The 25,861-nt window shown below is 64.2% G+C and carries 26 protein-coding genes; 12 read left to right on the forward strand and 14 right to left on the reverse strand.

The genetic code is table 11. From position 1 onward, the window contains the following. Nucleotides 1-52: 52 nt before the first annotated feature. The 3 genes from AAFN55_RS08020 to AAFN55_RS08030 form a co-directional block, all read right to left on the reverse strand. On the reverse strand, nucleotides 53-1,555 hold the full coding sequence (locus tag AAFN55_RS08020) for an AMP nucleosidase (RefSeq protein WP_347798327.1): 1,503 nt from the start codon (nucleotides 1,553-1,555) through the stop codon (nucleotides 53-55). A gap of 94 nt (nucleotides 1,556-1,649) precedes the next feature. Continuing rightward, entirely contained in the window at nucleotides 1,650-1,847 is a 198-nt protein-coding gene (locus AAFN55_RS08025; RefSeq protein ID WP_347798328.1) for a hypothetical protein, read from the reverse strand. A 22-nt stretch (nucleotides 1,848-1,869) separates the two neighbouring features. Beyond that, a complete protein-coding gene (locus AAFN55_RS08030; RefSeq protein ID WP_347798329.1) occupies nucleotides 1,870-2,037 on the reverse strand; it encodes a hypothetical protein in 168 nt (55 codons plus the stop codon). 169 nt (nucleotides 2,038-2,206) lie between these two features. Between AAFN55_RS08030 and AAFN55_RS08035 the strand changes: the two genes are divergently transcribed. Next, nucleotides 2,207-2,506: a hypothetical protein gene (locus tag AAFN55_RS08035; RefSeq protein WP_347798330.1), complete on the forward strand. Its 300-nt coding sequence runs from the start codon at nucleotides 2,207-2,209 to the stop codon at nucleotides 2,504-2,506. A 223-nt stretch (nucleotides 2,507-2,729) separates the two neighbouring features. On the opposite strand, the gene AAFN55_RS08040 is transcribed toward AAFN55_RS08035, so the two are convergent. Further along, nucleotides 2,730-3,068, reverse strand: coding sequence for a DUF2147 domain-containing protein (locus tag AAFN55_RS08040; protein WP_347798331.1), 339 nt, complete (start codon nucleotides 3,066-3,068; stop codon nucleotides 2,730-2,732). A 437-nt stretch (nucleotides 3,069-3,505) separates the two neighbouring features. On the opposite strand from AAFN55_RS08040, the gene AAFN55_RS08045 reads away from it, so the two are divergent. Continuing rightward, complete coding sequence (locus tag AAFN55_RS08045; RefSeq protein WP_347798332.1) at nucleotides 3,506-3,763, forward strand: sel1 repeat family protein; 258 nt, start codon at nucleotides 3,506-3,508, stop codon at nucleotides 3,761-3,763. A 614-nt stretch (nucleotides 3,764-4,377) separates the two neighbouring features. Here AAFN55_RS08045 and AAFN55_RS08050 read toward each other — a convergent pair. Then, on the reverse strand, nucleotides 4,378-6,345 hold the full coding sequence (locus AAFN55_RS08050; RefSeq protein WP_347798333.1) for an acetyl/propionyl/methylcrotonyl-CoA carboxylase subunit alpha: 1,968 nt from the start codon (nucleotides 6,343-6,345) through the stop codon (nucleotides 4,378-4,380). Between the two features lie 115 nt (nucleotides 6,346-6,460). Here AAFN55_RS08050 and AAFN55_RS08055 point away from each other — a divergent pair, with 115 nt between their 5' ends. Both AAFN55_RS08055 and AAFN55_RS08060 read left to right on the forward strand, forming a co-directional pair. Continuing rightward, complete coding sequence (locus tag AAFN55_RS08055; RefSeq protein WP_347798334.1) at nucleotides 6,461-7,060, forward strand: DUF922 domain-containing protein; 600 nt, start codon at nucleotides 6,461-6,463, stop codon at nucleotides 7,058-7,060. Nucleotides 7,061-7,104: 44 nt separating this feature from the next. Then, complete coding sequence (locus AAFN55_RS08060) at nucleotides 7,105-7,656, forward strand: hypothetical protein (RefSeq protein WP_347798335.1); 552 nt, start codon at nucleotides 7,105-7,107, stop codon at nucleotides 7,654-7,656. A gap of 240 nt (nucleotides 7,657-7,896) precedes the next feature. On the opposite strand, the gene AAFN55_RS08065 is transcribed toward AAFN55_RS08060, so the two are convergent. Both AAFN55_RS08065 and AAFN55_RS08070 read right to left on the reverse strand, forming a co-directional pair. Next, a complete protein-coding gene (locus tag AAFN55_RS08065; protein WP_347798336.1) occupies nucleotides 7,897-8,358 on the reverse strand; it encodes a hypothetical protein in 462 nt (153 codons plus the stop codon). After that, nucleotides 8,339-8,482, reverse strand: coding sequence for a hypothetical protein (locus AAFN55_RS08070; protein ID WP_347798337.1), 144 nt, complete (start codon nucleotides 8,480-8,482; stop codon nucleotides 8,339-8,341). Before AAFN55_RS08070 ends, AAFN55_RS08065 begins: the two co-directional genes overlap by 20 nt. Before the next feature lie 574 nt (nucleotides 8,483-9,056). Between AAFN55_RS08070 and AAFN55_RS08075 the strand changes: the two genes are divergently transcribed. From AAFN55_RS08075 to AAFN55_RS08090, 4 genes are all read left to right on the forward strand, one after another. Beyond that, nucleotides 9,057-9,323, forward strand: coding sequence for a YjhX family toxin (locus AAFN55_RS08075; RefSeq protein WP_347798338.1), 267 nt, complete (start codon nucleotides 9,057-9,059; stop codon nucleotides 9,321-9,323). 2 nt (nucleotides 9,324-9,325) lie between these two features. Further along, complete coding sequence (locus AAFN55_RS08080; RefSeq protein ID WP_347798339.1) at nucleotides 9,326-9,850, forward strand: N-acetyltransferase; 525 nt, start codon at nucleotides 9,326-9,328, stop codon at nucleotides 9,848-9,850. 454 nt (nucleotides 9,851-10,304) lie between these two features. After that, nucleotides 10,305-11,231 (forward strand): alpha/beta hydrolase-fold protein, encoded by a 927-nt coding sequence (locus AAFN55_RS08085; protein ID WP_347798340.1) that lies wholly within the window; start codon nucleotides 10,305-10,307, stop codon nucleotides 11,229-11,231. Nucleotides 11,232-11,426: 195 nt separating this feature from the next. Continuing rightward, the gene (locus tag AAFN55_RS08090) at nucleotides 11,427-11,924 is read left to right on the forward strand and encodes a hypothetical protein (protein WP_347798341.1); all 498 of its coding nucleotides are present in this window, start codon (nucleotides 11,427-11,429) and stop codon (nucleotides 11,922-11,924) included. A 163-nt stretch (nucleotides 11,925-12,087) separates the two neighbouring features. Here AAFN55_RS08090 and AAFN55_RS08095 read toward each other — a convergent pair whose 3' ends face one another. From AAFN55_RS08095 to AAFN55_RS08105, 3 genes are all read right to left on the reverse strand, one after another. Continuing rightward, nucleotides 12,088-13,695, reverse strand: a complete 1,608-nt coding sequence (locus tag AAFN55_RS08095; RefSeq protein ID WP_347798342.1) for a carboxyl transferase domain-containing protein — start codon at nucleotides 13,693-13,695, stop codon at nucleotides 12,088-12,090. Between the two features lie 79 nt (nucleotides 13,696-13,774). After that, a complete protein-coding gene (locus AAFN55_RS08100) occupies nucleotides 13,775-14,938 on the reverse strand; it encodes an isovaleryl-CoA dehydrogenase (protein ID WP_347798343.1) in 1,164 nt (387 codons plus the stop codon). Beyond that, a complete protein-coding gene (locus AAFN55_RS08105) occupies nucleotides 14,931-15,548 on the reverse strand; it encodes a TetR/AcrR family transcriptional regulator (protein WP_347798344.1) in 618 nt (205 codons plus the stop codon). Before AAFN55_RS08105 ends, AAFN55_RS08100 begins: the two co-directional genes overlap by 8 nt. Nucleotides 15,549-15,833: 285 nt before the next feature. On the opposite strand from AAFN55_RS08105, the gene AAFN55_RS08110 reads away from it, so the two are divergent. Continuing rightward, entirely contained in the window at nucleotides 15,834-16,832 is a 999-nt protein-coding gene (locus AAFN55_RS08110) for a murein L,D-transpeptidase family protein (protein WP_347798345.1), read from the forward strand. A gap of 3 nt (nucleotides 16,833-16,835) precedes the next feature. On the opposite strand, the gene AAFN55_RS08115 is transcribed toward AAFN55_RS08110, so the two are convergent. From AAFN55_RS08115 to AAFN55_RS08125, 3 genes are all read right to left on the reverse strand, one after another. Next, nucleotides 16,836-17,849 (reverse strand): MerR family transcriptional regulator, encoded by a 1,014-nt coding sequence (locus AAFN55_RS08115; protein ID WP_347798346.1) that lies wholly within the window; start codon nucleotides 17,847-17,849, stop codon nucleotides 16,836-16,838. 84 nt (nucleotides 17,850-17,933) lie between these two features. Beyond that, complete coding sequence (locus AAFN55_RS08120; RefSeq protein ID WP_347798347.1) at nucleotides 17,934-20,138, reverse strand: molybdopterin cofactor-binding domain-containing protein; 2,205 nt, start codon at nucleotides 20,136-20,138, stop codon at nucleotides 17,934-17,936. After that, on the reverse strand, nucleotides 20,135-20,605 hold the full coding sequence (locus AAFN55_RS08125; protein ID WP_347798348.1) for a (2Fe-2S)-binding protein: 471 nt from the start codon (nucleotides 20,603-20,605) through the stop codon (nucleotides 20,135-20,137). The genes AAFN55_RS08120 and AAFN55_RS08125 overlap by 4 nt, the downstream gene beginning before the upstream one ends. 82 nt (nucleotides 20,606-20,687) lie before the next feature. On the opposite strand from AAFN55_RS08125, the gene AAFN55_RS08130 reads away from it, so the two are divergent. From AAFN55_RS08130 to AAFN55_RS08140, 3 genes are all read left to right on the forward strand, one after another. After that, the gene (locus AAFN55_RS08130) at nucleotides 20,688-21,638 is read left to right on the forward strand and encodes a LysR family transcriptional regulator (RefSeq protein ID WP_347798349.1); all 951 of its coding nucleotides are present in this window, start codon (nucleotides 20,688-20,690) and stop codon (nucleotides 21,636-21,638) included. Between the two features lie 191 nt (nucleotides 21,639-21,829). After that, nucleotides 21,830-23,629 (forward strand): NAD(P)/FAD-dependent oxidoreductase, encoded by a 1,800-nt coding sequence (locus tag AAFN55_RS08135; protein WP_347798350.1) that lies wholly within the window; start codon nucleotides 21,830-21,832, stop codon nucleotides 23,627-23,629. Nucleotides 23,630-23,751: 122 nt separating this feature from the next. Further along, entirely contained in the window at nucleotides 23,752-24,672 is a 921-nt protein-coding gene (locus tag AAFN55_RS08140; protein WP_347798351.1) for a helix-turn-helix domain-containing GNAT family N-acetyltransferase, read from the forward strand. Between the two features lie 21 nt (nucleotides 24,673-24,693). Here the strand turns inward: AAFN55_RS08140 and AAFN55_RS08145 are convergent, their stop codons facing one another. Then, on the reverse strand, nucleotides 24,694-25,803 hold the full coding sequence (locus tag AAFN55_RS08145; protein ID WP_347798352.1) for a pyridoxal phosphate-dependent aminotransferase: 1,110 nt from the start codon (nucleotides 25,801-25,803) through the stop codon (nucleotides 24,694-24,696). Between the last annotated feature and the right edge of the window lie 58 nt (nucleotides 25,804-25,861).

The following is a 25,861-nucleotide window of genomic DNA, read 5'->3' on the forward strand; positions in this document are numbered from 1 at the left end:
GAGGAATGCGGCGCGATCAAGACTGAATGCGCCGTATGGTTACCGACCGCGCCTACTGGAACGCGGTCTCGGAGAAGCTGCGCAGCTTGCGCGAGTGCAGACGCTCCGGCGGCATCTCGGCAAGCTTCTCGACCGCGCGGATACCGATGGTCAGATGCTGGGCCACCTGCCGCTTGTAGAACTCGGTCGCCATGCCGGGCAGCTTCAACTCGCCATGCAGGGGCTTGTCCGAGACGCACAGAAGCGTGCCGTAGGGAACGCGGAAGCGGAAGCCGTTGGCGGCGATCGTGGCGGATTCCATGTCGAGCGCGATGGCGCGCGATTGCGACAGACGCTGGACCGGGCCGCGCTGCTCGCGCAGTTCCCAGTTGCGGTTGTCGATCGTGGCGACGGTTCCCGTGCGCATGATCCGCTTCAGATCGTAGCCCGAGAGCCCGGTGACCTCGGCCACCGCCTCCTGCAGCGCGACCTGGATTTCCGCAAGCGCCGGGATCGGCACCCACACCGGCAAATCGTCGTCCAGCACGTGGTCCTCGCGCACATAGGCATGCGCCAGCACGTAGTCGCCCAGCGCCTGCGTGTTGCGCAGGCCGGCGCAGTGGCCCAGCATCAGCCAGGCGTGCGGGCGAAGAACCGCGATGTGATCGGTGATCGTCTTGGCGTTGGAGGGACCGACGCCGATATTCACCATCGTGATGCCGGAGTGGCCGGGCTTGGTGAGGTGATAGGCCGGCATCTGCGGCATGCGCGTCAGCGTCGCGCCGTCATGCGGCATGGTTTCGCCGGCGTTGGTCGTGACGTTGCCCGGCTCGATGAAGCTCTCATAGCCGCCGCCGCCATTGGCCATCAGATCGCGTGCGAAGACGCAGAACTCGTCGATGTAGAACTGGTAGTTCGTGAACAGGACGAAGTTCTGGAAATGGCTCGGGCTGGTCGCCGTGTAATGGGCAAGCCGGTGCAGCGAATAGTCGATGCGCTGCGCGGTGAACGGCGCCAGCGGCATCGGATCGCCGGGAAACGGCTCGAACGTGCCGTTGGCGATGTGGTCGTCGGTGCCGTTCAGGTCCGGCACGTCGAAGAGATCGCGCAGCGGCCGCTGGATGCGGTCCGCAACCGATGCGTCCACATGCGTGCCTTCGAGAAACGCGAAGTGCACGGGAATCGGCGTTTCCGACTCTCCCACCGTCACGGGCACGCCGTGATTGCGCATCAGGAGCTTCAACTGGTCGAGCAGATAGCTCTCGAACAGGTCGGGGCGGGTGATCGTCGTCGCATAGTGGCCGGGAGCCGGCATATGCCCGTAGGCCAGGCGCGAGTCGATCTGCGTGTAGGACGACGTGGAGACCCCGACCTCGGGGTAGAACGCGCGGTAGCGGCGCTGCTGGTCGTTGCCTTTGCCGAGATCGTTGAAGCGGTCGCGAAGAAACGCGGTGTTGCGCTCATAGAGCGACTTCAGGGCGTCGACGGCTTCCTGCGCGTCAGTGAAGCTCTGGCGGGCGTATGGCTCCGGCGTCGAGACAGATTCGATGGGGGATGGGTAGATTCGCTTTTCCATGACCCACTATAGAGACTTGGTCATGACGTTTCGAGGGGGAGCATCCCCGATTTCGGCTTGAATCAGTTTCACGATCGCAGGTGGTGGTCGCGGCTCAGGCGCGGCGAAGCCCGGCGATCAGAACGATGCCCGCACCGCTGACGCGCTCCATGCTCTGCACGATGATCGTGTCCGAAGACGCCTCCACGGCCTGCATGGCGATGAGCGGAGCGAACAGGGCCGCGGTGAGAAGCGCAACGCGGGGCAGGGCGCGGATGAGGCCGAAGCGGCTATGTGTCGGGCGGTGCGTCATTTCGGGTCCAGTTCGTGTGTTGCTAGCGCTGCGCGCCAAGGGCGCATGAAAAGAGCTTGCCTGCGTCGCATGCCGAATGGTGGCTGTTGTAGGCGTAGGACGGGCGGCTCTTCTCGGCCACGAGAACGGCGAGGCCCATTCCGAAGATGGTCACCAGCAGGCATACGATCGTGAAGCGGCGGGCCAGCATGTGTTTCGTCTCCCTCAGTCTTGACAGGAGATTGCCGCAATTGCCCTGAACCGACCCTGAGAGGGCCGTTCATCTGCGGTTCAGGGTGGTAAACGCCGATAAATCAAGTCACTGTGAGCGAACCCTGCTGGAGACTGGCAGGTCGACTGTGTTTCGGGGGAAGTTGCGCATGCATCAGGCGATCACGCTTTCGGTTCTGATCGTTCTCTCGCTGATCCTTCTGTCCCCGGCGGCCGCCGCTGCGGCGTCAGACGGAAACTGGGGCCGCGGAGTGGGGCTCCTGATCGGCCCGATCCTGTTCTCCTATCTCGCCACCGCGCTCGTCTACTATCCGGCCAGGTTTTTTAGTGGCGCGGGCGCAGTGGCCGGGTTCGCAAAGACCAGGCTGCACTATGTCGGGCTGGTGGTGGGGCTTCTTGCGGTGTTTGGCCAGGTCGGGCGCATGGTTGCCCAAAGCGGTTCCGCATGAGGTGGAATCGCTGCTTGCGAAACACCCCCTCCATCACTTCGTGGTTCCCCTCCCCCATGAAAATGGGGGAGGATCCAGGTAGCGATTGTCCGCGGCCTCGGATCCTCCCCTGCGAAGCGGGGGAGGGGGACCACGAAGTGGTGGAGGGGGTGTTTCGGTAGAAGCCTGACTTAGAAACGATAAAAGGCCGGCGGCATGGCCCCGGCCTCTCGCAGTCTCGGAGCTACTGGCGCTTCCAGTTCTGCGTGCGGCAGAACACCACCGCCACGCATCCCTGCATCGCCAGCGCGTTGCCCTTGAGCGTCGCGTTGCCCGAATAGGTCTTGTCGTCGGCGGGGTCCGTGATGGTGCCCTTGTATTTGCCGTCGCCATTGGGGCTCATCTGGCCGATGCGCTTGCCATTATGTTCGCCGCTGCGCAGCGTGATGGTGAAACCGCCGCCGGATCCGGCGATCTGGGCCGTCGCCCCGCTATCCGTCCTCCAATTGCCTTCGATCGGGTCGGCCTGAGCTATCCCGGCCAGCATGAAGCTCGCCGCAGCGAGCGTAACTATACGAAGCATGTGGTTCCTCCCGTCCGGCGTCTCCCGATTGCGCAGTGCCGGACTATCGCCTTACGCAAACGTAAGCGTAATCCAACTTTCGGTGGCTTGGAAGAGACCTTGCGACATCCTCGAAACGGCTTTCGCGGTTGCCGCAGATCGCGATTTTCAGCGTGAAATCCGCGCTCGTCAAAATTCGTCGCTGGACTCGTGGTTATCAAAGGCTTTCCCCGGGCCGGCAGAATTTTCGACGAATTTTCGTCAAAAGCCGAGCAATGCGCGGACTCCTATCCTTAACGAAATCCGAGCTTTACCTCTTGTTTTAGTTTTGTTTTCCGCAAATTAAGCACGCCATTTAACGACGGATTCAAGCCTCCCCGGCATCCTGTGAAGCATCGGATCACACAGCGAGACGCACCGGAAAACCGGCTCTCGGGACAGAAGCAGGGGACAGACAAATGGCTCGTTTTGACATGCTTGAAGCCGGCATCGGCTCCACCGCCCAGGCGGAAATCCTGTTCGAACTCGGACTGATGTACGCCACCGGCCGCGATTGCGACACCGACCTGGTCGCGGCGCACAAATGGTTCAACATCGCCGCCATCAAGGGCTCCGAGCGCGCTGCCGAACTGCGCTCCGAACTCTCGGCCACGATGAGCAAGACGGACATCGCCAAGGCGCTGCGCGAAGCCCGCGAATGGATGACGGTTCACTAAGAAACCGCTCCAGACTGAATACCGGGAAAACCACCGGGGGGACTGCAAGAACGAGCGGGCCGCAATGACGGTTCGCCGCAAACAGGGACGGCAAGGCTTTTGGCGCGGGGGCGCAAGGGCGATACCGGGGAAAACCACCGGGGGGACTGCAAGAACGAGCGAGCCGCGATGACGGCCCGCCGCAAACAGGGACGGCGAGGCTTTTGGCGCGGGGGCGCAAGGGCGATAGCCGGGGAAAACCACCGGGGGGACTGCAAGAACGAGCGAGCCGCGATGACGGTTCGCCGCAAACAGGGACGGCAAGGCTTTTGGCGCGGGGGGCGCAAGGGCGATAGCCAGGGCATCAAGGCCGCGACCGGAGCATAAGCCGGCGCGGCCTTCGCTATTTCGAACACCAAAGCGGTTCCGGATGAGGTGGAATCGCTTTTGACCGAACCCCCAACCGCCTTCGGCGGTCCTGGGGGCGAGCCGCTTGTCCCGCCCATCCTTCGGACCCCCGCTTCGCAGGGGAGGAACCAGCGTAGCGGCCGTCCGCAACCTCGATCCTCCCCCACCTGTGGGGGAGGGGGACCACGACGTGGTGGAGGGGGTGTTCCGGTATAACTTGAAACGCTCTAGCCGAGCAGGCTTGCGGGCTTTGCCTCTTCGATCTCCTCAAAGCGCACCAGCACCGTGCCGTCGGTCACCTGCGCGCCTTCCGACGCGATCTCGGCGATGACCCCGTCATGCGGCGCGGCGATCGTATGCTCCATCTTCATGGCTTCGAGCACCAGCAGCGGCTGGCCCTTCTCGACCGTCTCGCCGACAGCGGCGCGCACGACCTTCACCAACCCCGGCATAGGCGCCCGCAAGGCGTCGCTGCCGCCGGATGCGGCCTCGGCCAGCGCGAACGGGTCCGCGACCGTGAAGGTGTGGCTCGCCGTGCCGGAAAACACCGTGACATGGCCGGGCCAGCGCGCGGTCGGCAGGCGCGACGGCGCGATCCGCGTGCCCTCGACACCATCCCCGAAGCGCAAGTCGACATTGCCGTTGGCAGCGACGCTCAGCCGGAACGTGACAGTCTCGTCCCCGACGCCCAGGCGGATGCGCTTGGGCGTGGCGTGGAAATGCGCGTAGCCCGCCAGCGACGACCAGGGATCGGCCGCGTTGCGGTCGGCCGCGATGTCGGCTGCGGCGATCGCGGCCGCCGCCAGATGCGCGGACTGCGGTTCGGCAAGCGCCGTGAGCGCATCCTGCTTGCGCGCGATCAGCCCCGTATCGACGTCGCCTGCCGCGAAATCCGCATCGGCCGCCAGCGCCGCCAGGAAGGCGGTGTTGACCACGGACCCCGCAATCTGCGTGTCCGCCAGCGCCTCGCTTAAGAGATCGAGCGCCGCCTTGCGGTTTGCGCCATGGGTGACGAGCTTGGCGATCATCGGATCGTAGAAGGGCGAGATCGCATCGCCGGCGCGAACGCCGGTTTCGACGCGGATGCCCGGACCTTCGGGAAAGCGCAGGTGATGCAGCGTGCCGATCGCCGGCAGGAAACCCTTGGCCGCATCCTCGGCATAGAGCCGCGCCTCGAAGGCGTGTCCGTCGAGCGAGATCTGGTCCTGCGTCTTGGGCAGGGGCTCGCCCGCCGCGACGCGCAACTGCCATTCGACCAGATCGACGCCCGTCACCATCTCGGTCACCGGATGCTCGACCTGCAGCCGCGTGTTCATTTCCATGAACCAGAACCGGTCGGGCTTGAGGCCATCCGAGGCATCGACGATGAACTCGATCGTGCCGGCGCCCGAATAGGAAATCGCCTGCGCGGCCTTCACCGCCGCATCGGTCATCGCCGCGCGCATCGCGTCGGTCATGCCGGGGGCGGGCGCCTCCTCGATGACCTTCTGGTGGCGGCGCTGGGCCGAGCAGTCGCGCTCGAACAGGTGCACGACGTTGCCGTGCTTGTCGCCGAAGACCTGCACCTCGATATGGCGCGGCTTGTCGACATATTTCTCGACCAGAACCCGGTCGTCGCCGAACGAGGCCTTGGCCTCGCGCTTGGCGGATGCCAGCGCCTCGGGAAACGCGTCGGGATCGTCGACCTTGCGCATGCCCTTGCCGCCGCCGCCGGCGCGCGCCTTGATGAGCACGGGATAGCCGATCTCGCGCGCCTTGGAGGCGAGGATGACGATCTCCTGGCCCTCGCCGTGATAGCCCGGAACGACCGGCACGCCGGCTTTCTCCATCAGCCGCTTGGCGGCGTCCTTCAGGCCCATCGCGCGGATGGCCGAGGCCGACGGTCCGATGAAGACGAGCCCGGCCGCCTCGACCGCATCGACGAAATCGGGGTTTTCCGAAAGGAACCCGTAGCCCGGATGGATCGCCTCCGCGCCTGTCGCCTTCGCCGCCGCGATGATCCGCTCGGCGACGAGGTAGCTCTCACCGACGGGCGAAGGCCCGATATGCACCGCCTCGTCGGCCATCTCCACGTGGAGCGCGCGTGCATCCGCGTCGGAGTAGACCGCGACGGTCGCAATGCCCATCTTGCGCGCGGTGCGGATCACGCGGCACGCGATCTCGCCGCGATTGGCGATCAGGATTTTTGAAAACATGATGTGGCCTCCTCGATAACCATCCATACAAGGCAATGCGGCGATTTCCACCCCTTTGCCGCGCGAAGAACTGTCTTTAAGGTCGCGAAAACCCGAAACCGACGACGAGGCGCGCGTGACACGGACTTTTCGACTGGGCCTTGCAGCGGCATCGCTCGCCGCGCTGACCACCACCGCAAGCGCCCAATGGCAGGCTGCCGAGCAGGTCGAGCACTACGCGATCTCCGGCAAATCCGGCATTGAGCTCTATCAATCGATCGGCGAGAACGGCCCGAAGGCGGGCATCGGCCGCGCGATCGCCTTCACCGATTTCAAGCTCCTGTGGTCGCGCGATTATCGCCCGCAGCCGGACGGCTCCTGCGTGCTCGCCACGGCGCGGCCGAGCCTCACCATCACCTACCGGCTGCCGAAACCGCGCGGCGACCTGCCCGAGCCGGTGCGCACCAACTGGAAAACCTTCATCGACGGCGTCACCGCGCACGAAAAGGTGCATGGCGAGATGATCGTCGACCTGGTCAAGGCGATCGAGGCCACCTCGATCGGCCTCTCGGCCCCCAACGACCCCGGCTGCCAGAAGGTCCGCGCCGAACTGCAGTCGCGCCTTGGCCCGCTCTCACAAGCCCAGCGCGCCAGAAGCCGCGACTTCGACCGCGCCGAGTTGAGCGAAGGCGGCAACGTGCACCAACTGGTGCTGAACCTGGCGAATGGCGGGTGAGCGGGCCTGCATCGCAAGTCAGGCTCCGGAAAGGTGTACGGCGAATGACCACCGCATTGAGGCCCGCTCTTGGGCTGGCCCTTACGACGCTCATCGGCCCGGCGCTGGCCGAGGAGGTGATGACACCGCAGGAATTCTGCGCCGAACTGTTCGCTTCGGCCAAGGCTGACTGCCTTGCAGCAGCCGAACTCCTGACCGCGCCATCAGGCATGCCGCCGATCGGCGCGCTCTCGGTATTCGTCAGAGCCGACGACGGCGCGCTTTCGGTCGAGTACCGCCTCGACCGCGAATATCCCGCGGAGGATGTTTCAGTCGAGTGTGGCCCGGGCGATGCGATCGTGCTCCCCGCCGGCGCGGCCGTGCGCCTGCTCTTCACTTCGGTGGACGCCATCTACACCTTCGAGGCGCCGAATTACGTGGAGCCGATCGACCTCGTGCCCGGCCGCGTGAATGAACGGCTGATCGAAACACCGGCGGAAGCAGGCGAGGCGAACGGCATGCTTCGAGCGGACAGGGACGGGGCGAAGACGACTGTGGAACTGCGCTTCATCACCAGCACCGAGGCGTTCGATCCGCAGACGGCTTGCGACGGCTAAAGCGTGAAGTGGCCGAGCGGGCGCGCTCTTCCTTCTCCCCGCTTGCGGGGAGAAGGTGGCACGAAGTGCCGGATGAGGGGCGGCACGAAGTTGTCCGGCGGTGGCTAATCCTGTGCCGGTTGCCCTTATCCTTCCGCAAAGACGTCCACCGTTCGCGCTGCCCCTCATCCGCCCTTCGGGCACCGTCTCCCCGTGAACGGGGAGAAGGGAAGTCAGCCCTATGGGCGCAGAAAGCGCCCTTCATTGCCATTGGGAATGGTCGCGATACGGCAGTTCAATACCATAGCTGCGCAAGGGTTCGATCAGGTCATTGGGATCCCAACTCTTCACGCCGAAGAAGCCGTAGAGCGCGTATTTGGCGCTGATGCGCAACTCGACCCTTTCGTCGGGTGACATGTCTGGCGGGAATTCCTCGATCAGCAATTTCCCCAGTACGGGGATGGCGCGCTCGGGTGTCCACTTACGTACATATTGCGCCGCGCGAAGTCGAACAAATGGGAGTGGGTTCCCTATAAGATCCTCCAGCACATCCTTGCCCATGGGAGTGCGCGCCAGCGCATCTCCATACCGTATTACTTTGAGGAGATTCCGATTCGCCTTCGGTATGTCGACATCCCGAATCGCAAGCTGATGAATCTCCAAATACTTCAGAAAGCGATCTCGCAGCGTATCGATGCCGAGTTCAGAATCGTGCGGGATCATAGCCGAAATCCTTCAACGTATCCTCGATGATCTCCAGACCCATGTTATATTGGGTACCGAATTCCAGCTTTTCCATCCAGTTTCGACGGACGGCTCCGCCGAAATTGATATCACCTGAACTCATCCTGGCGCTGATCTTCCTATGCAGCAATGTGCTCAACATTCCTGTTGTTGAGTTTTACCTTCAGCCTTTCCCGTTTTCATCCGGGAGAAGCGTACGGCCATTTCAAGCGGTGGGGATAAAAATAGGAAAAATTACCTATGAGAGATGGTTGACCCCGTCGCCGCCCACTTGGAGCGTTCAACAGGTTCAGTTCCGCGGCGCTCTTTCAGCGCGTCGTGCGATCAGTGCCTTGAAAAGAGGCGCACAGACCCCGCGGCGATGGCCCCTCCGACCATCCAGCCCGAAGTTTCGCCGCCAAGCAACTCATCTCCCACAGTCCGCTTTCGACTCCTTCTCAGCCGTTCAATCCTCGAAATTGCATGCCTGAAAGCAGACGTAGCCGCTGTCGCATTGACGGAAGCCTGCCGCTCGCGATAAATCGATTCCATCCCATCCAACCAAATGAGGGATTGTCCATGTTGGAGCTTGTGAACAACCGCTAACTGCCTCGATCGAGTGAGGCGGCGAACGGCATTCATCTTGGCGTAGTGCGCCGAGGGCGAATGCGTGCGCGTTTATTTTCACAGGCATTCCCATGAACATCTCACGTAACGAACAGCGCGTCCTGCACGTGCTGGGGCAGGGCGGTTTCATCCGCCACGAGCGATCCAATAGCGGCAGCATTCTTTCGGTTTCCTGCTTCACCCGTAATGGCCACCTTCTGTCCGATTGCACGCTCGGCGTCTTCTCCAAGCTGCGGCGCAAGCGGCTCGTGGAATCGAAGGCATCGGGACCCTACCGCATCTCGTTGGAAGGGCCGCTCGTCAGTGCACGCCCAGCTCGACAATCGATAAGGAAATGACAATGACTACCAGCGATCATAAAGCAAACACTCAAATCCGTCCTGAAACCCCGAGCGACGCGGCTGCCATACGGGAGGTGACGCAAGCCGCCTTTGCGAAAGCCGAGCACAGTTCCGGCACCGAAGGCGCTATTGTTGATGCCCTGCGTCAAGCCAAATCTATGACCATATCGTTGGTCGCGGAAGCCGACGGCGTGGTGATCGGCCACATCGCCTTCTCGCCCATTACGGTGGACGGACGGAACGAGGGATGGTTTGGCCTCGGACCAGTCTCAGTCGATCCCGATCGACAAGGAAATGGGATCGGCTCCCGCCTCGTTCTCGAAGGGTTGGCGCTTTTGAAGGCGAATGGGGCGAAGGGCTGCGTCGTGTTGGGCGATCCGCATCTCTACACGCGCTTCGGGTTCGAGCAGGATTCGAGGCTACGCTACGAGGGCGTGCCGCCCGAGTATTTTATGGCACAAGCCTTCGAGTTTCCGATGCCAGAAGGGTCCGTAGCTTATCACCTTGCCTTCGACGCGAACTGAGCGAAACGTCCGCGTCCTTCAACGAACCCGATATGGGCGCGGACCACATGCATGCTGGTCCGCGCCCATGTCCCTCATCTCGGCCGTTCGTGTCGGCTGTGGCAGCACTCGTGGCTAGAAGCAAACGGTCGCCTTCCCACCCCAGACGAGCCCTTCCGAGGACCCTTGGGCACCCGCGATAGAGCAACTTCCATGTCCGACCCCATTCCAGCCGTCACGCGGCTTGATTGACGCGACGCAGACCGGACATGGTGCAACGGCAGGCAGTAGCATGCATTAGTCGCGACGAAATATGGGTAGCCTTGCGGCGTCCATGATCGAAAACCAAAGCCAAGATTCTGCGTACTCATCGTTTGTTAAGCACGAACGGATTTGACAAGATCTTCGCCTTAATGCAGCGCCCGTCCGTCGCTAGCGATCCGCGCCAACACCACTCCTGAGCGCGGAAAACTTGATGCGGCGATATATTTTGAAGACCTTTTTGATTGCCATTATTGCTGGCCTCGGTGTCTCTGGTGGGACGATTCACACCTACGCCCAATCGACTCCGCAAGCGCAGCTGGGAGAAGGGCACGCTTATGAGATCATCGGCAGTGAAGTGTGGGATGTGCCTGACCCAGTATCCGGTCGGGGCTACCAAGTTTTTGTGGCCTTGCCGCCGTCCTATGCTGAGCAGCCGCAGCGGCTCTACCCCGTGCTTTACGTCACAGATGCCGATTACGCTTTCCCTATAGTCCGGCAGATCGGTCGCCGCCTTAACGTCGAAGGACCGCAGATTGAGGAGTTTATTCTCGTTGGTCTGTCGTATGGCAAGGGCGAGGACGGTGCTGCGAGTCGCCGCCGAGACTACACCCCGACACCAAACGGGCCGAGTAGTTCGCCACCTGGCACCATTCATGGGCAAGGTGCGGCCTACCAGAAATATTTGGCCGATCGGGTGAAACCATTCGTCGCTGGCCACTATCGGGTTGACCCTGATCGGTCGCTATTTCTGGGCCATTCCTACGGCGCGTTGCTGGGTGCACAGATACTCTTCAGCGAACCCGGTTTGTTCAGCGGCTATATCCTCGGTAGCCCATCTCTTTGGTTTGACAAGCGCCATGCACTCAAGATGGAAGCAGACTATGCGAGCCATAACGACGACCTGCCGGCAAAGGTCCTCCTCTATGTCGGTGAGTATGAAGCCAAACGCAAAGGCGATTTGCGTTACAGCCAGACCGTGGACATGGTTGCCGACAATCTGGCGCTGGAATCAGTGTTGCAGAGCCGCGAATACCCTAGCCTGCAGCTAAGGTCGGTTGTTTTGGACGACGAGGATCACCTTACCGTCGCGCCGCGTGGCTTCACTCATGGCCTGAAATATCTTCTCACGCTACGCTGATAAGTGGAACGGGGCTGAAAGGCGGTTTTCCAGCCCCGTCATCCCGACAGCTGCCAGTCCTCTCCCCACCCCACGATCGCCGTTCCCTTTTCCGCCATCGCTTTCGGCCACGTCCAGACACATCACGGTGTCAGCATGTGTCAGCAATGGTGCGGAAATTCTATCCACCTCCCTCTGCGCCTCCCGGACAATGCCGTGCTGAACAACGGAGTGGCGGCGATGGACTGGAAGCGGGGGATGGATGAGGAACGGGCGGCGCTTGGCCGCATCGTCGCCATGCTGTGTGCGCTGGCCGGCCTCGCCGAACTGGCCGCCGGCCGCTCCCCCATCGTCCGCGGTCTGGTGCTCCTGTTCCTGCGGCAGGCCGAGGCCGTGGCGCGCGACGTCGTCGTCGGCCCGGACATGCCGGCCGCATCGATGCCAATCGGCCCAGTGGGCGCAGGCCCTGGGGATGCCGTGCGTCTCGCGATCAGCCTTCGCGCGCTGGCAGGGCACCTCGACAGGCAGGCAAGGCGGCTCTCCGCCGCGTGCCGGCAGATCGGCGGCGACTCTGCCGCGGTGCCGGCCAAGCGGATGCTAGCATGTCGGATGCCGGCCAGTCGGATACCGGTATGTCGCGACATGCTTGCCGCCCTGTCGCGGCTCGCGGCGTTCGTCCCCGGCGCACCGCATCCGGCCCACGATACCTCATGACCTGCCGGTGCGCTTTTCACCGCCTTGGCGGCATAGTGCAGATGGACGCTGGCGAAACGGATCGTAGAGATGCGGTGCTTTGCCATGACTGCTTGCCGATCGTTCGACACTGCACCATGCAGGGGTCGTCGGGGGCCTATTCAGGCGGAAGCAGCGGCCCCGTCTACATCCTGAACACGCCGAACTTCGTGTCCTTCACCTCGGCGTTGAGCGCCGCCGACAGGCTGAGCGCCAGCACGTCGCGGGTTTTGGCGGGGTCGATGATGCCGTCGTCCCACAGCCGGGCCGAGGAATAGAGCGGGTGGCCCTCATGCTCGTATTTCATCAGGATCGGCTTGCGGAATTTCGCTTCGTCTTCCGCCGGCCAGTCCTCGCCCTTGCGCTCGAAACCCTCGCGCTTGACCATGGCGAGCACGGTCGCGGCCTGCTCGCCGCCCATGACCGAGATGCGCGCATTCGGCCACATCCACAGGAAGCGCGGTGAGTAGGCGCGGCCGCACATGCCGTAATTGCCCGCGCCGAAGGAGCCGCCGATGATGACGGTGAGTTTCGGGACCTGTGCGGTGGCGACCGCCGTGACGAGCTTGGCGCCGTCCTTGGCGATGCCGCCCGCCTCGTATTTGCGGCCGACCATGAAGCCGGTGATGTTTTGCAGGAAGATCAGCGGGATCTTGCGCTGGCAGCACAGCTCGATGAAATGCGCGCCCTTCAGCGCGCTTTCGGAAAACAGCACGCCGTTATTGCCCAGAATGCCGACCGGCATGCCGTGGAGATGGGCGAAGCCGGTGACAAGCGTGGTGCCGTAATTCGCCTTGAACTCGTCGAACTCCGAGCCGTCGACAAGGCGCGCAATGACCTCGCGCACGTCATAGGGCTGGCGCAGGTCCGTGGGGACGACGCCGTAGAGCTCTTCGGGCGCATGCAGCGGCGGGCGAGGGGGCTGGATGGTGAGCGCAGGCGCCTTGCGGCGGTTGAGGTTCTTGACGATGCGCCGGACGATGGCGAGCGCGTGCTCGTCGTCCATCGCGTAGTGGTCCGCGACACCGGATTCACGCGTGTGAAGGTCCGCGCCGCCGAGGTCTTCGGCGGTCACGTCCTCGCCGGTCGCGGCCTTTACCAATGGCGGTCCGCCGAGGAAGATCGTCGCCTGCTTGCGAACCATGATCGCCTCGTCCGACATCGCCGGAACGTAGGCGCCGCCCGCCGTGCACGAGCCCATCACGCAGGCGATCTGCGGGATGCCGGCGGCCGACATGTTGGCCTGGTTGAAGAAGATGCGGCCGAAATGGTCGCGGTCGGGAAACACCTCGTCCTGGTTGGGCAGGTTCGCGCCGCCGGAATCGACCAGATAGATACAGGGCAGATTGTTCTGCAGCGCGATCTCCTGCGCGCGCAAATGCTTCTTCACGGTCAGCGGATAGTAGGTGCCGCCCTTCACCGTCGCGTCGTTGACGACGATCATGCACTCGGTGCCCTCGATGCGGCCGACACCGCAGATCATGCCCGCGCCCGGCACCTCGTCCATGTAGAGCCCGTGCGCCGCGAATTGCCCGATCTCGAGAAACGGCGTGCCGGTGTCGAGCAACTGCGCGAGACGCTCGCGCGGAAGCAGCTTGCCGCGGCCGATATGGCGGTTGCGCGCCTCTTCCGTGCCGCCCTGCTGGACGATCGCGGCCTTGTCGGAAATCTCGGCGACCAGCGCCTGCATGCGGGCCGCGTTGGCCTTGAAGGCGTCGGAGGCGGTGGAGAGCTGGGATTTCAGGACGGGCATGCGGTTCCTCGTTCGCGTGGCGCGGTGCAGGATGAATCGGATGGGCGCGATTGGGAAGGGGCGAGATGGCGCGGTCTCACTAGACCGCCTCGCCCATCATCTCTCGCCCGATGAGCCAGCGCCTGATCTCGCTGGTGCCGGCGCCGATTTCGTAGAGCTTGGCGTCGCGCAGGAGGCGGCCTGTGGGGTAGTCGTTGATGTAGCCGTTTCCGCCGAGGAGCTGGATGGAATCGAGCGCGACCTGCGTCGCTTTTTCGGCGGCGTAGAGGATGCAGCCGGCGGCATCCTTGCGCGTCGTCTCCTTGCGGTCGCAGGCCGACGCCACGGCGTAGACATAGGCGCGGCAGGCATTCATCGTCGTGTACATGTCGGCAAGCTTGCCCTGCACGAGCTGGAATTCGCCGATCGCGTGGCCGAACTGGCGGCGATCCTGCGTGTAGGGCACGACGACGTCCATCGCCGACGCCATGATGCCGAGCGGCCCCCCCGACAGGACGACGCGCTCGTAATCCAGCCCGGACATCAAGACCTCGACGCCGCGATTTTCTTCGTGAAGCACGTTCTCGTAAGGCACCTCGACATCCTCGAACACGAGTTCGCCCGTGTTGGAGCCGCGCATGCCGAGCTTGTCGAGCTTTTGCGCAACGGAAAAGCCCTTCATGCCGCGCTCGATCAGGAAGGCGGTGATGCCGCGCGAGCCCATGGTCGGCTCGGTCTTCGCGTAAACCACCAGCGTGCCGGCATCCGGCCCGTTCGTGATCCACATCTTGGAGCCGTTGAGAACGTAGCGGTCGTTGCGCTTTTCGGCGCGCAACTTCATCGACACGACATCCGAGCCCGAACCCGTTTCCGACATGGCGAGCGCGCCCACGGTTTCGCCGGAACACAGCCCCGGCAGGTATTTCGCCTTCTGCTCCGGCGTGCCCCAGCGGTTGATCTGGTTGACGCAGAGGTTGGAATGCGCGCCGTAGGACAGGCCGACCGACGCGGACGCGCGGGAAATCTCCTCCATGGCGATGACGTGGGCGAGGTAGCCCATGCCGGTGCCGCCATGGTCGGGGTCGGCCGTCATGCCAAGAAGGCCGAGCGCGCCCATCTCGGTCCAGAGCGGGGCGGGGAATTCGTTCGACCGGTCGATCTCGGCGGCCTGCGGCGCGATCCGCTCCTGTGCGAAGCGGCGCACCATGTCGCGCAAGGCGTCGATGTCCTCGCCGAGCCCGAAATTCATCGCGTGGTCATACATGGGGCATCTCCCTGAAGTCGCGAGCGCCCACAAGGCGCATCGTCATTTTATGATAGGTTTGCGTCACCTCGTCGACCGAGAGGCGCTCGTCCGGCCGGAACCAGACGATGACGCCGGTGACCATCTGGATGATCGCCATTGCGGTCAGCGTGACGTCGTCGATCTCGAAGGCGCCGGTTTCCGCGCCCTCGCGCAGGATCTGGCGCAGTTCTTTCTCGTAGATGCCGCGCAGCTTGAGAATGGCGGTGAGGTTGTCGCGCGACAGCGACCGCAGTTCCATGTTGTTGACATGAGTGGAATGCCGCCGCTCGACATGGAAGCGAATGTGGTTGGTGACGAAGGACGACAGCCGCGCGACCGGGTCGCCATCGCCGGGGCTCGCATCCCGCCAGCTCGCGACGAGCGCGTCCATGTGGCCGCGCATCAGCGCGAAGAGCAAATCTTCCTTGGTCGGGAAATAGCGGTAGAGGGCCGCAGCCTGCACGCCCACCTCGGCCGCGAGCTGGCGCATCGAGACCGCCTCGTAGCCGTAGCGCGCAATGAGGTTGATCGCCGCGTCACGGATCGCCGCTTCCGTCCTCCCGCCATCCGATCCGATCGTTCGCGCCATCGTTCCTCCCATTCAAGGGAGATAATAAAACGAACGTTCAATTCATTCAAGAGGCGCGCCTGTGACGAAGCCGGCGATTTCCAGATGCCTTCGTGCCCAGACGATCGGACCACAATCGTTCACGCGATCGTGTCGCCGTAAAAAAGCGCGGTTCTAAACACAACGTTAATCATGATGACCGAGGCTGTCGCGAGTGGTATATGCGCGCCTGAGCGCCATACAGATTGTCCGCTTCTTCGTTGGAGCCATTCATTGCGTTTACGTTCTATGAGAGCTGGAGCACTTATGCTTGTTGCCGTGCTGGCGACGGGCTGCGTGTCGAGCACGCTCGACCTCGACACCAGGGCGATCCAGCCGATCCCTGCCAGTCTCGTCGCGGAAATGAACCGCAAGTCGATGACGCAGCGCGATCCGATCCTGGTCCGCATCTTCAAGCAGGAGAGCGAACTCGAGATCTGGAAGCGCACGAAGTCGGGCAGCTATGCGCTGCTCAAGACCTACCCGATGTGCCGCTGGTCGGGCCAGCTTGGTCCCAAGACGCGCAATGGCGATCGGCAGGCGCCCGAAGGCTTCTACCATGTCTCGGCGAACATGATGAACCCGAAGTCGCAATTCTACCTGTCGTTCAATCTGGGCTATCCGAACAGGCTCGAGGCGGCGCTCGGCCATACGGGCGAGGCGCTGATGGTGCATGGCGCGTGCTCCTCGTCGGGTTGCTACGCGATGACCGACGAAGGGGTCGCCGAAATCTATGCGGTCGCCCGCGAGGCGCTGCGCGGCGGCCAGACCTCGTTCCAGGTTCAGGCGTTCCCGTTCCGGATGACGCCGCAGAACATGGCCAAGAACCGCGAAAATCCGAATTACGCATTCTGGACCAACCTCAAGAAGGGCTACGACGCCTTCGAGGTCACCAAGCAGCAGCCGGCCGTCGGCTATTGTGGCGGCCAATACTCTTTCGGCCCGGACGCGACCGGCACCGTGCCAACCGATCCGCTGGCCCAGTGCCAGCCCATACTGGACACGGATCCCGCAATCGCCGCCCGCCGCGACGCGGACGACCGTGCGATCGCATCGCTGGTGACATCGGGAACGGCGTTTTCGTCATACGCCTATTCGGATGGCGGCATGCATCCGTCATTCCGCCGTCTGTTGCAGCGTGACGGCGCAACGGGGTTTGCCAAGCGGACGTCTCAGACCGCCGTGCCGATCAGCCGCCCCGAGGCAGCACTCGCCGATCCGCATCAGCCGAAGAAAGAGCGCGCCGAGGTTCCGGCCGAGCGGTAGCCGTCAGGCGACCTTGGGCCGCCACGCGATGACGCCTTCCGTCCGTGCACGAACCTCCGGTGTCGCAAGACAGGTCGCGACCGCCTCATAGCCGGGGGTGCCGGGATAGGGTGCGACGAAACTCGGCGGGCTGTGATTTGCGGGGCAGAGGATGATCGCCTCGTCGGTGCCGACTGAAGCCAGATCGAGGATCGCGTTCGACCGCGTCAGCATGACGATGGGCCGTGCACACGCTGCGCGTCGCCGCAGATGGGCGATCAGCGCTTCCTGCGTCGCTTGATCCAGCCCCTGTTCGATCATGTCAACCACGATGAGCGACCGCCCGTCCGCCTCCAGACCGGCCATGAGCGCGATCAGCGCGTCGGAGACGGTGGCGCCGTCCTCGACAAGCCAGGACAGCGTGTGATCGACGCGTGAGCGGAGGTCCGGGTCTGCCGTTACCGCCGCATCCGTCCGATCGAGGCCGAGACACACGGCATTCGGGACCGTCTCTGCGATCCGATACGCCAGACGCGTCTTGCCGCTGCCCAGCGGGCCGACGATGTAGGTGAGGGGGCGGATGCGGCCCAGTTCGAACCGCTCGCCGCCCCATGGATGGGGCAGGTCGAAGGCAATGCTGAACTCGCTTCCCGACGCTGCAAGGCGCGTGAGTTCGCCAGCAGTCGGCGTTCTGCCGCGAGCGAGGTCGTCGCGGAGTGATGCAACCGTCCCGATCGTGGAGACGAGCTGCCGTAAACGGTTCTGCAGATCGTCTTGATGCGCGGCAAGCGCCGGCTCCAATCCGGCGGCGTCGCCGTTGAGGACGCGCTCGACCTGCGCGAGGCTGAAACCCAGTTCGCGCAAGGCGACGATCTCGGCGCCCCTCGCCATCGCGTCCTGACCGTAGCTGCGCCATCCCGACGCCGTGCGGAGCGGCGCAATGAGCCCGCGCTGCTCGTAGAGCCGGAGCGCCTTTGCCGAGACGCCAAGCCGGTTCGCGGCCTCGGTCGCATTCAAATATCGGGCTGACGACGTCATGAATCACCTCTGCGATGTTGATCGCCACCCTTATCGGGGCGGCCCCTGGGGCCGAGTCAACAGGCTTTGCGCATGTTCGGGGTGTCAGGCTGCCCCATCGAAGGCGCGCAGGATCGGCAGGTCGCGGATGCGCCGGCCGGTGGCGGCAAACACGGCGTTGGCGAGGGCGGGTGCGGCCGGCGGCAGGCCCGGTTCGCCGAGGCCGCCCCATGCGCCGTCGCTTTCAAGGAAACGGATCTGAATGGCGGGCGTGTCGGCCATGGTGAAGATCGGATAGTCGTGAAAACTCTGCTCGACCACCGCGCCGTCGCTCAGCGTGATTTCCTCGCGCATGGCGGCGCTCAGCCCCATGATGATGGCACCTTCGACCTGCTGGAGCGCCGTGTCGGGATGAATGACGGTTCCGCAATCAAGGGCAGCGACGACGCGGGTGACGGACGGGCGGCCTGCCGCGTCGAGCGCGATCTCGACGACATGCGCGGCGATCGTGCCGTAGCTTTCCGCGATCGCGATGCCTTTCCCGGTGCCCGGCGCAGACGGTTCGGCCCATCCGGCATCCTGCGCGACTGCGTCGAGCGCGCGCTGCCATCGCGAGCCTTCGGGAAGCAACTGGCGGCGATAGTCGTAGGGATCGTGCCCCGCGGCATGCGCCAGTTCGTCGATGAAGGACTCGGTCCAGAAGGTGTGCTGCGTGTGCGCGACCGCGCGCCATGTGCCTGTCCTGACATGGGAGGCGAAGGGGATCGCGCGGAGCGACTGGTTGGGAATGGCATAGGGAAGCGCATAGCCTTCGTTGCGGGTCGGCCCCGCCAGAAAGGTTTGCGACCATGCGGTGGGCATTCCGTCATCGCCGAGCGACGCGGAGATGTCGGTCGCCAGTGCCGGTCGATAGGCACCCTGCGGGAATTCCTCTTCGCGATGCAGGATCAGCTTCACCGGCCGTGGCGAGGCGGCGCGCGCCAGCGGCACGACGTGCTCCATATAGTCGGCGGAGGGCGATACACGCCGGCCGAACGCGCCGCCGGCTGCAAGGCCGTGGAATGTGACGGCATCCGCGCCGAGGCCCGACAGCTCCATCATCTGTGCCTTTGCCAGAAGCGCGTCCTGTTCCCCGCCCCAGACGGTCAGGTGGCCATCGGCAAGCTGCGCCGTGACGTTGACCGGTTCCATTGCGGCGTGATGAAGCCAGGGAACGCGGTAGCGCGCCGCGACGATCCTGTCCGGCGGCGATGCCTGGATCGTCTGGCCGGCATTGCCAAGCGAGACGAGTTCGTCCGGCTCGCCGGCCGAAAGCGCGCTGTCCTGGGCCGCCCGGAGGCTGTCGCGGTCGTGGATCGCGGGGCGATCGTCGGAGAAGTTCGGGGCGAGCAGATCGAGCGCCCTGCGGGCTTCCCACCAGCTTGACGCGATCACGGCAACGGCGCGTTCCGTCGTGACGATTTCGAAAACGCCGGCGGCGGATCGCGCCGGTGCCGTGTCGACCGATATCAGCCGCCCGCCATGCACCGGCGCCGACGAGACGGCTGCGTGCAGCATGTCCGGCAGGGTAAGGTCGATGCCATAGGAAAACGAGCCGTCGGTCTTCGGCGGGATGTCGTGGCGCAGCGGCGACGTTCCCGCGACCCGCCATGTCGACGGGTCCTTGAAGACAGGCCGCGCGCTTGGTGGGCGCAGACGGGATGCGGCCTCGGCCAGTTCACCGAACCGCGCGCTGCGGCCGGAGCCGGCATGGCTGACGATGCCTTCGGAAACCTTGATCTGGCTTGGCGGTACGTTCCACCGGCGGGCCGCGGCCTCGACCATCAGCGCGCGTGCGGTCGCGCCTGCCAGCCGCATGCCGAACCGGCCGGTGAACCGCACGGCGGTCGAGCCGCCGGTGATCTGCAGGTTCATCTGGCGCGCCGCCTCGACGAAGACCGTGTTCACCAGCCCGTCCACCAGGGGATAGGTCTGGTCGTCGATGATCCAGCCGCGCGCGAGAAAGCGGTTGGCGAACGGCTTTTCGCCCGGTGCGCGTCTGGTGCGAACCGTTGCCCAGTCCGCGTCGAGTTCTTCGGCAGCAAGCATGGCGAGCGCGGTATGCGTGCCTTGCCCCATATCGACATGCGGGACGTAGACGGTCACCGTGTCGTCCGGCGCGATCTTGATCCAGCCGCCGAACAGGTGGCCGGGATCGCCGGCAAGAAGCTCTTCCGCCTGGCGCTCGAACGAGGCGGACCACGCGCTGTAGCCGACGACGAGGCCGCCGACCGCCGCACCGGCCCCAAGCAGGAATGCCCGCCGCCTCATGACGGGACCCCGCTCTCGCGCACAAGCGCATGGATGGCCGCGCGCACCCTCGGATAGGTCCCGCAGCGGCACAGATTGGTCATCGCCGCATCGATATCGGCATCAGTCGGTTCCGGGTTTTCGGCAAGCAGCGCGGTGGCGGCCATGATCATGCCCGACTGGCAATATCCGCATTGCGGCACGCGCGCGTCGATCCAGGCGGATTGCGCGGGGTGCGGTTCGCCTGCCGGCCCGCGCAGCCCCTCGATCGTGCGAACCTCGGTGTTCGCCGCGTCGGCCGCGCGAAGCGTGCAGCAGCGCGTCGCGATGCCGTCGACGTGGATGGTGCATGCACCGCAGGCGGCGATGCCGCAGCGAAACTTGGTTCCCGTCAGGCCAGCTTCGTCGCGGATCACCCACAAAAGCGGCTTTTCGGGATCGCCTTCATAGGCGAAGGGCTGGTCGTTCAGGGTGAAGCGGATGGTCAAGGCGATCTCCGGAGTGAGCCATGCTTCGCGCCATGATGACGATCTTTCCCATTAAGAGAACCCGGTGTAATGTGCATGCGTCATGAAGCTGGACTTCACAAAATTCAGAGGCGGCCTGGACGCGCTTCCGGCGCTCTACTGGGTCGCGGAACTGCGCAGCTTCACGGCGGCCGCGACGCAACTCGGCGTGTCGCCATCGGCCATCAGCCAGACGGTGAAGGGGCTGGAACAGCGCCTCGGCGTGGCGCTCCTGCATCGCACCACGCGCAGCGTCGGCCTGACGGAAGCGGGCGAGCGGCTTCTGGCTCACGCGCGGCCGGCGCTTCAGGGGCTGCAGGATGCGTTCGACGCGGCAAACGCGCTGGGCGCGACGCCCTCCGGCCTGCTTCGCATCAACGCATCGCGCGGCGTCATCGCCTCCGTGATCAGCCGCGTGCTTCCGTCGTTCCTGCGTGACCATCCGCATGTCGAAGTGGAAATCTTCGCCGATGACGGTTTTACCGACATCGTGTCCGGCGGGTTCGACGCGGGTTTTCGCCTCGGCGAATCCCTGGAGGCCGATATGGTCGCGGTGCGCGTCAGCCCGCGCTTCCGCTTCGTCGTGGCGGGATCGCCCGATTATCTTGCGCGCTTCGGCAGGCCGGAGACGCCGCAGGGTCTTGCGGACCACCGCTGCATCCGCTTTCGCCAGACGAGTTCGCGATCGATCTATCGCTGGGAGTTCTGGGAGGGCAACCGGACGCTCGAAGTGCCTGTGCACGGGCCGCTGATCGTCAACGACACAGGCGCCAACATCGCGGCCGCGCGCGACGGCATCGGCCTCGCCTATGTCGCCGAACCGCTGATCGCCGACGAGATTGCCGACGGCAGGCTCGAGACGGTCCTGACGGACTATCTGCCGATGACGCCCGGCCTCTACATCTATTTCCCGAGCCGCGCCCAGGCACTGCCCAAGCTGCGTGCCTTCGTCGACCATATGCGCGCCTCGCTGGTGGATTTCGAGCGCGAGGAAACGGCGCGTCGCCTCAGATAACCGTTCGGCGAAGGCCGTCGGCTGCTCTTGTACCATTGGCGAGTTGTGCCCCGGCTTGCGAGGCGACAGGATGCCGTTTCGAGGAGCGTCGAGGGAAGAGCGGCGCTCGTCCGCAATGCGCGGCATTCTCGTCAGCCGGCCCAAGAGGCGCTCGACGCGCGATTCACATCACAGCCAGTGGAGGAAACACGATGCTCGACAAGACCCCGACGACCAAGGTTCAGGCCCTTCTCGGCAAGCTCGACAAGGCGCTTGCATCCGCCGATGTCGAGGCCGCCGTCGCTCTCTTCGCCGAGCAATGCTACTGGCGCGACCTCGTCGCGTTCACCTGGAACATCAAGACGATGGAGGGCCGCGACCAGGTCCGCGACATGCTCATCGCCCGCCTGGCCGACGTGAAGCCGTCGAACTGGCAGGTCGCGGAGGGCGAGGAAGCAAGCGAGGCCGATGGCGTCATGGAGGCCTGGATCAGCTTCGAGACGGATGTGGCGCGCGGCTACGGGCTCGTCCGGTTCAAGGACGGACTGATCTGGACCCTTCTGACCACGATGGTCGAACTCAAGGGACATGAGGAGAAATCCGGCTTCACCCGCCCGCTCGGCGCGAAGCACGGCCAGAATGTCGGCTCGAAGAACTGGATCGAGGAGCGCGAGGAGGAACTCCGCACGCTCGGCTTCGAGAAGCAGCCCTATGTCGTCATCATCGGCGGCGGGCAGGGCGGTATCGCGCTCGGCGCGCGGCTGCGCCAGCTCGGCGTTCCCACGATCATCGTCGAGAAGAACGAGCGTCCGGGCGACTCGTGGCGCAAGCGCTACAAGTCGCTCTGCCTCCACGATCCGGTCTGGTACGACCACCTTCCCTATCTCGATTTCCCGAAGAACTGGCCGGTCTTCTCGCCCAAGGACAAGATCGGCGACTGGCTCGAGATGTACACCAAGGTGATGGAGCTGAACTACTGGACCAACACCACGGCCAAGTCCGCGAAATACGATGAGAAGACCGGGGAATGGACCGTCGTCGTGGAGCGTGACGGCAAGGAGATCACGCTGAAGCCAAAGCAACTCGTGTTCGCGACAGGCATGTCGGGCAAGGCGAACGTGCCGGATTTCAAGGGCATGGACCGCTTCAAGGGCGAGCAGCACCATTCCTCGAAACATCCCGGGCCGGACGGCTACAAGGGCAAGAAGGTGGTCGTCATCGGGTCCAACAATTCGGCCCACGACATCTGCGCCGCACTCTATGAGGCCGGCGTGGACGTGACCATGATCCAGCGCTCGACGACGCATATCGTGCGCTCGGATTCGCTCATGGAGATCGGTCTCGGCGATCTCTATTCCGAGCGCGCCGTGCAGGGCGGCATGACGACGGCCAAGGCCGACCTGATCTTCGCCTCACTGCCCTATGCGATCCTCCACGAGTTCCAGATCCCGATCTACGACAAGATCCGCGAGGTCGACGCCAAGTTCTACGAGGATCTCGAAAAGGCCGGCTTCAGGCTGGACTTCGGCACGGACGAGTCCGGCCTGTTCATGAAATATCTGCGGCGCGGCTCAGGCTACTATATCGACATCGGCGCCTCGCAACTGATCATCGACGGCAAGATCAAACTGGAAGCAGGCCAGGTCGAGGAGATCACCGAAACCGGCGTGAAGCTCGACAACGGCAAGGAAATCCCCGCCGACGTGATCGTCTATGCGACGGGCTACGGCTCCATGAACGGATGGGTGGCCGACCTGATCGACAAGGAGACCGCCGACAGGATCGGCAAGTGCTGGGGCCTCGGCTCGGCAACGCCGAAAGATCCCGGACCGTGGGAAGGCGAGCAGCGCAACATGTGGAAGCCGACCCAGCAGGAGGCCCTGTGGATGCATGGCGGCAATCTGCATCAGTCGCGCCACTATTCGCAGTTTCTCGCGCTGCAGTTGAAGGCGCGGATGGAAGGCATTCCGACTTCGGTCTACGGACTTCAGCCGGTGCATCACAAAGGCTGATTGCGACGCCTGACCGCTGGCCGGATTGCGCGCCGGCCGGCGCATCCGCATTCTGAAGACGAACGCATTGACTCATCGTACTGGTTGCGCTGACGGTGGCGCGGTCATGGGAGGGATGGGGTGTGCAGAGGTTAGACGACAGCGTTCAGAGGTTGCGGGCTTTCAATCGCTTCTACACGCGCAGGATGGGCGTGCTGAACGAGAGGATGGCCGATAGCGAATTCACGCTCGCGCAGTCGCGCGTGCTCTTCGAGCTTGGAAGCCGATCGCGGCCCGAGGCCGTTGCGATAGCGGCCGATCTGCGGCTCGATATCGCCTATCTCGCGCGCATCCTGAGCGGATTTGCGGAGCTGGGGCTGGTTCTCGATGTCGGCGATCCGGGGGACGGCAGCAGTCGTGCGCTCGAATTGACCGAGAAAGGCCAGAAAGTCCTGAATGGCGTGCACGAGAGGGCGGATCGATCTGCCGCCTCGATTCTCAGTTCTCTGGACGATGAGGAGCGGGCATCGCTCACGCAGGCGATGATTGCGATCGAGGAAGCGCTTGGCGGTGACACCTCGCCCGCCACCGTGACCCTGCGTGCGCATCGACCCGGCGACATAGGCTGGGTCATCGAACGCCAGGCGACGCTCTACGCCACCGAGTATGGCTGGACGATCGAATTCGAGGGACGGCTGGCCCGGAACTGCGCCGAGTTCATCCAGAATTTCGAGCCGGGGAGGGATTTCTGCTGGATTGCCCAGCGCGGCTTTCAGCGCATCGGCGCCGTGTTTCTCGTGCATCAGGGCGATGACCGCGCAAGGCTTCGCATGCTTCATGTCGAGGCATCGGCCAGAAGCTGGGGCGTCGGCGGCATGCTGGTCGGTGAATGCATCGCCCAGGCGCGCCGCTGCGGCTATCGCCAGCTCGAATTGCGGACGATCAGCGTGCTCGACCACGCGCGACGGCTCTACGAACGGGCCGGTTTCGTGCAGGTGAGAGAGGAGCCGCGCCACAGTTTCGGCAAGGACCTCGTCGGCGAACAGTGGCTGCTGGACCTGTAAGGCACAAACAACGAGGCCTGCTCAGCCGCGCGCCTCGGCCAGTGCTGCGGGCAGCGCCTCCTCGAACAGGTCGATCTCATCGTCGGGCCCGACGCTGACGCGGATGCAGCGGTCGAGACCGGGGGCCATCGGCTTGCGCACGAAAACGTCGCGGGCGAGCAGGCCCTGCATGATTTCGAGCGCCAGCGCCCCGTCTCCGCCGCAATCGATCGCCACGAAATTCGTTGCCGATGGCAGGGTCGAGAGCCCGTTAGCCTCAGCGATCCGGGCGATCCGTTCGCGGCACGTTGCGACACGGTCCACGACGCTTTCGAGCCATGGCTGGTCGCCGAGCGCGGCGAGCGCTGCCGCCTGCGCCATGCGCGTGACGCCGAAATGATTGCGGACCTTGTCGAAGGCCCTGATCGTGTCCGCCTCGCCGATGGCGTAGCCGCATCGCAGGCCGGCAAGCCCGTAGGCCTTGGAGAAGGTGCGCATGCGCAGGACGTTCGGCCGGGCGACATCGAGCGGCGGTATCGACGATTGCGGCGCGGTCTCGCCATAGGCTTCGTCGAGCACCAGCATCGTCGTTTCCGGCAGCCCCTCGATCAGGCGCGCCACGTCGTCGGCGTCCCACCAGGTGCCCATCGGATTGTCGGGATTGGCGAAATAGACGAGAGGGGCGTTCTCGCGCCGCACGGCCTGCAGCAGGCTGTCGATGTCCTCGCGGTCGTCCACATACGAAACCGTCACGAGCCGGCCGCCGAAACCCGAGACGTGGTAGTTGAACGTCGGATAGGCGCCCAGCGACGAGACCACGGGCATTCCCGGCTCGACGAAGAGCCTGACGATGAGCCCGAGCAGTCCGTCGATGCCTTCGCCGACGACCACGTTCTGCGCGCCGATGCCGAGATGCGCGGCGAGGGCATGCTTCAGATCGTGGTTCTCCGGGTCGCAATATTTCCACATCTCGCCTGCCTCGCGGGCGATCGTCTCGCGAACCTTGGGCGAGGGGCCAAAGCCGCTCTCATTCGCGCCGATGCGCGCGCGAAACGGCCGGCCCCTGCCGCGCTCCTGCGCTTCCGGGCCGACGAAGGGAACGGTCGCGGGCAGGGTTTCGGCAAGCGCGGTGAGGCGAGGGCGCGTCGGCATGGCGCGGAAGTCTCCAGTCAAACGATCTCGATGCAATAGAACATCGCACCGCAAAGTG

Source organism: Mesorhizobium sp. CAU 1732 (assembly GCF_039888675.1).
GTDB lineage: Bacteria > Pseudomonadota > Alphaproteobacteria > Rhizobiales > Rhizobiaceae > Aerobium.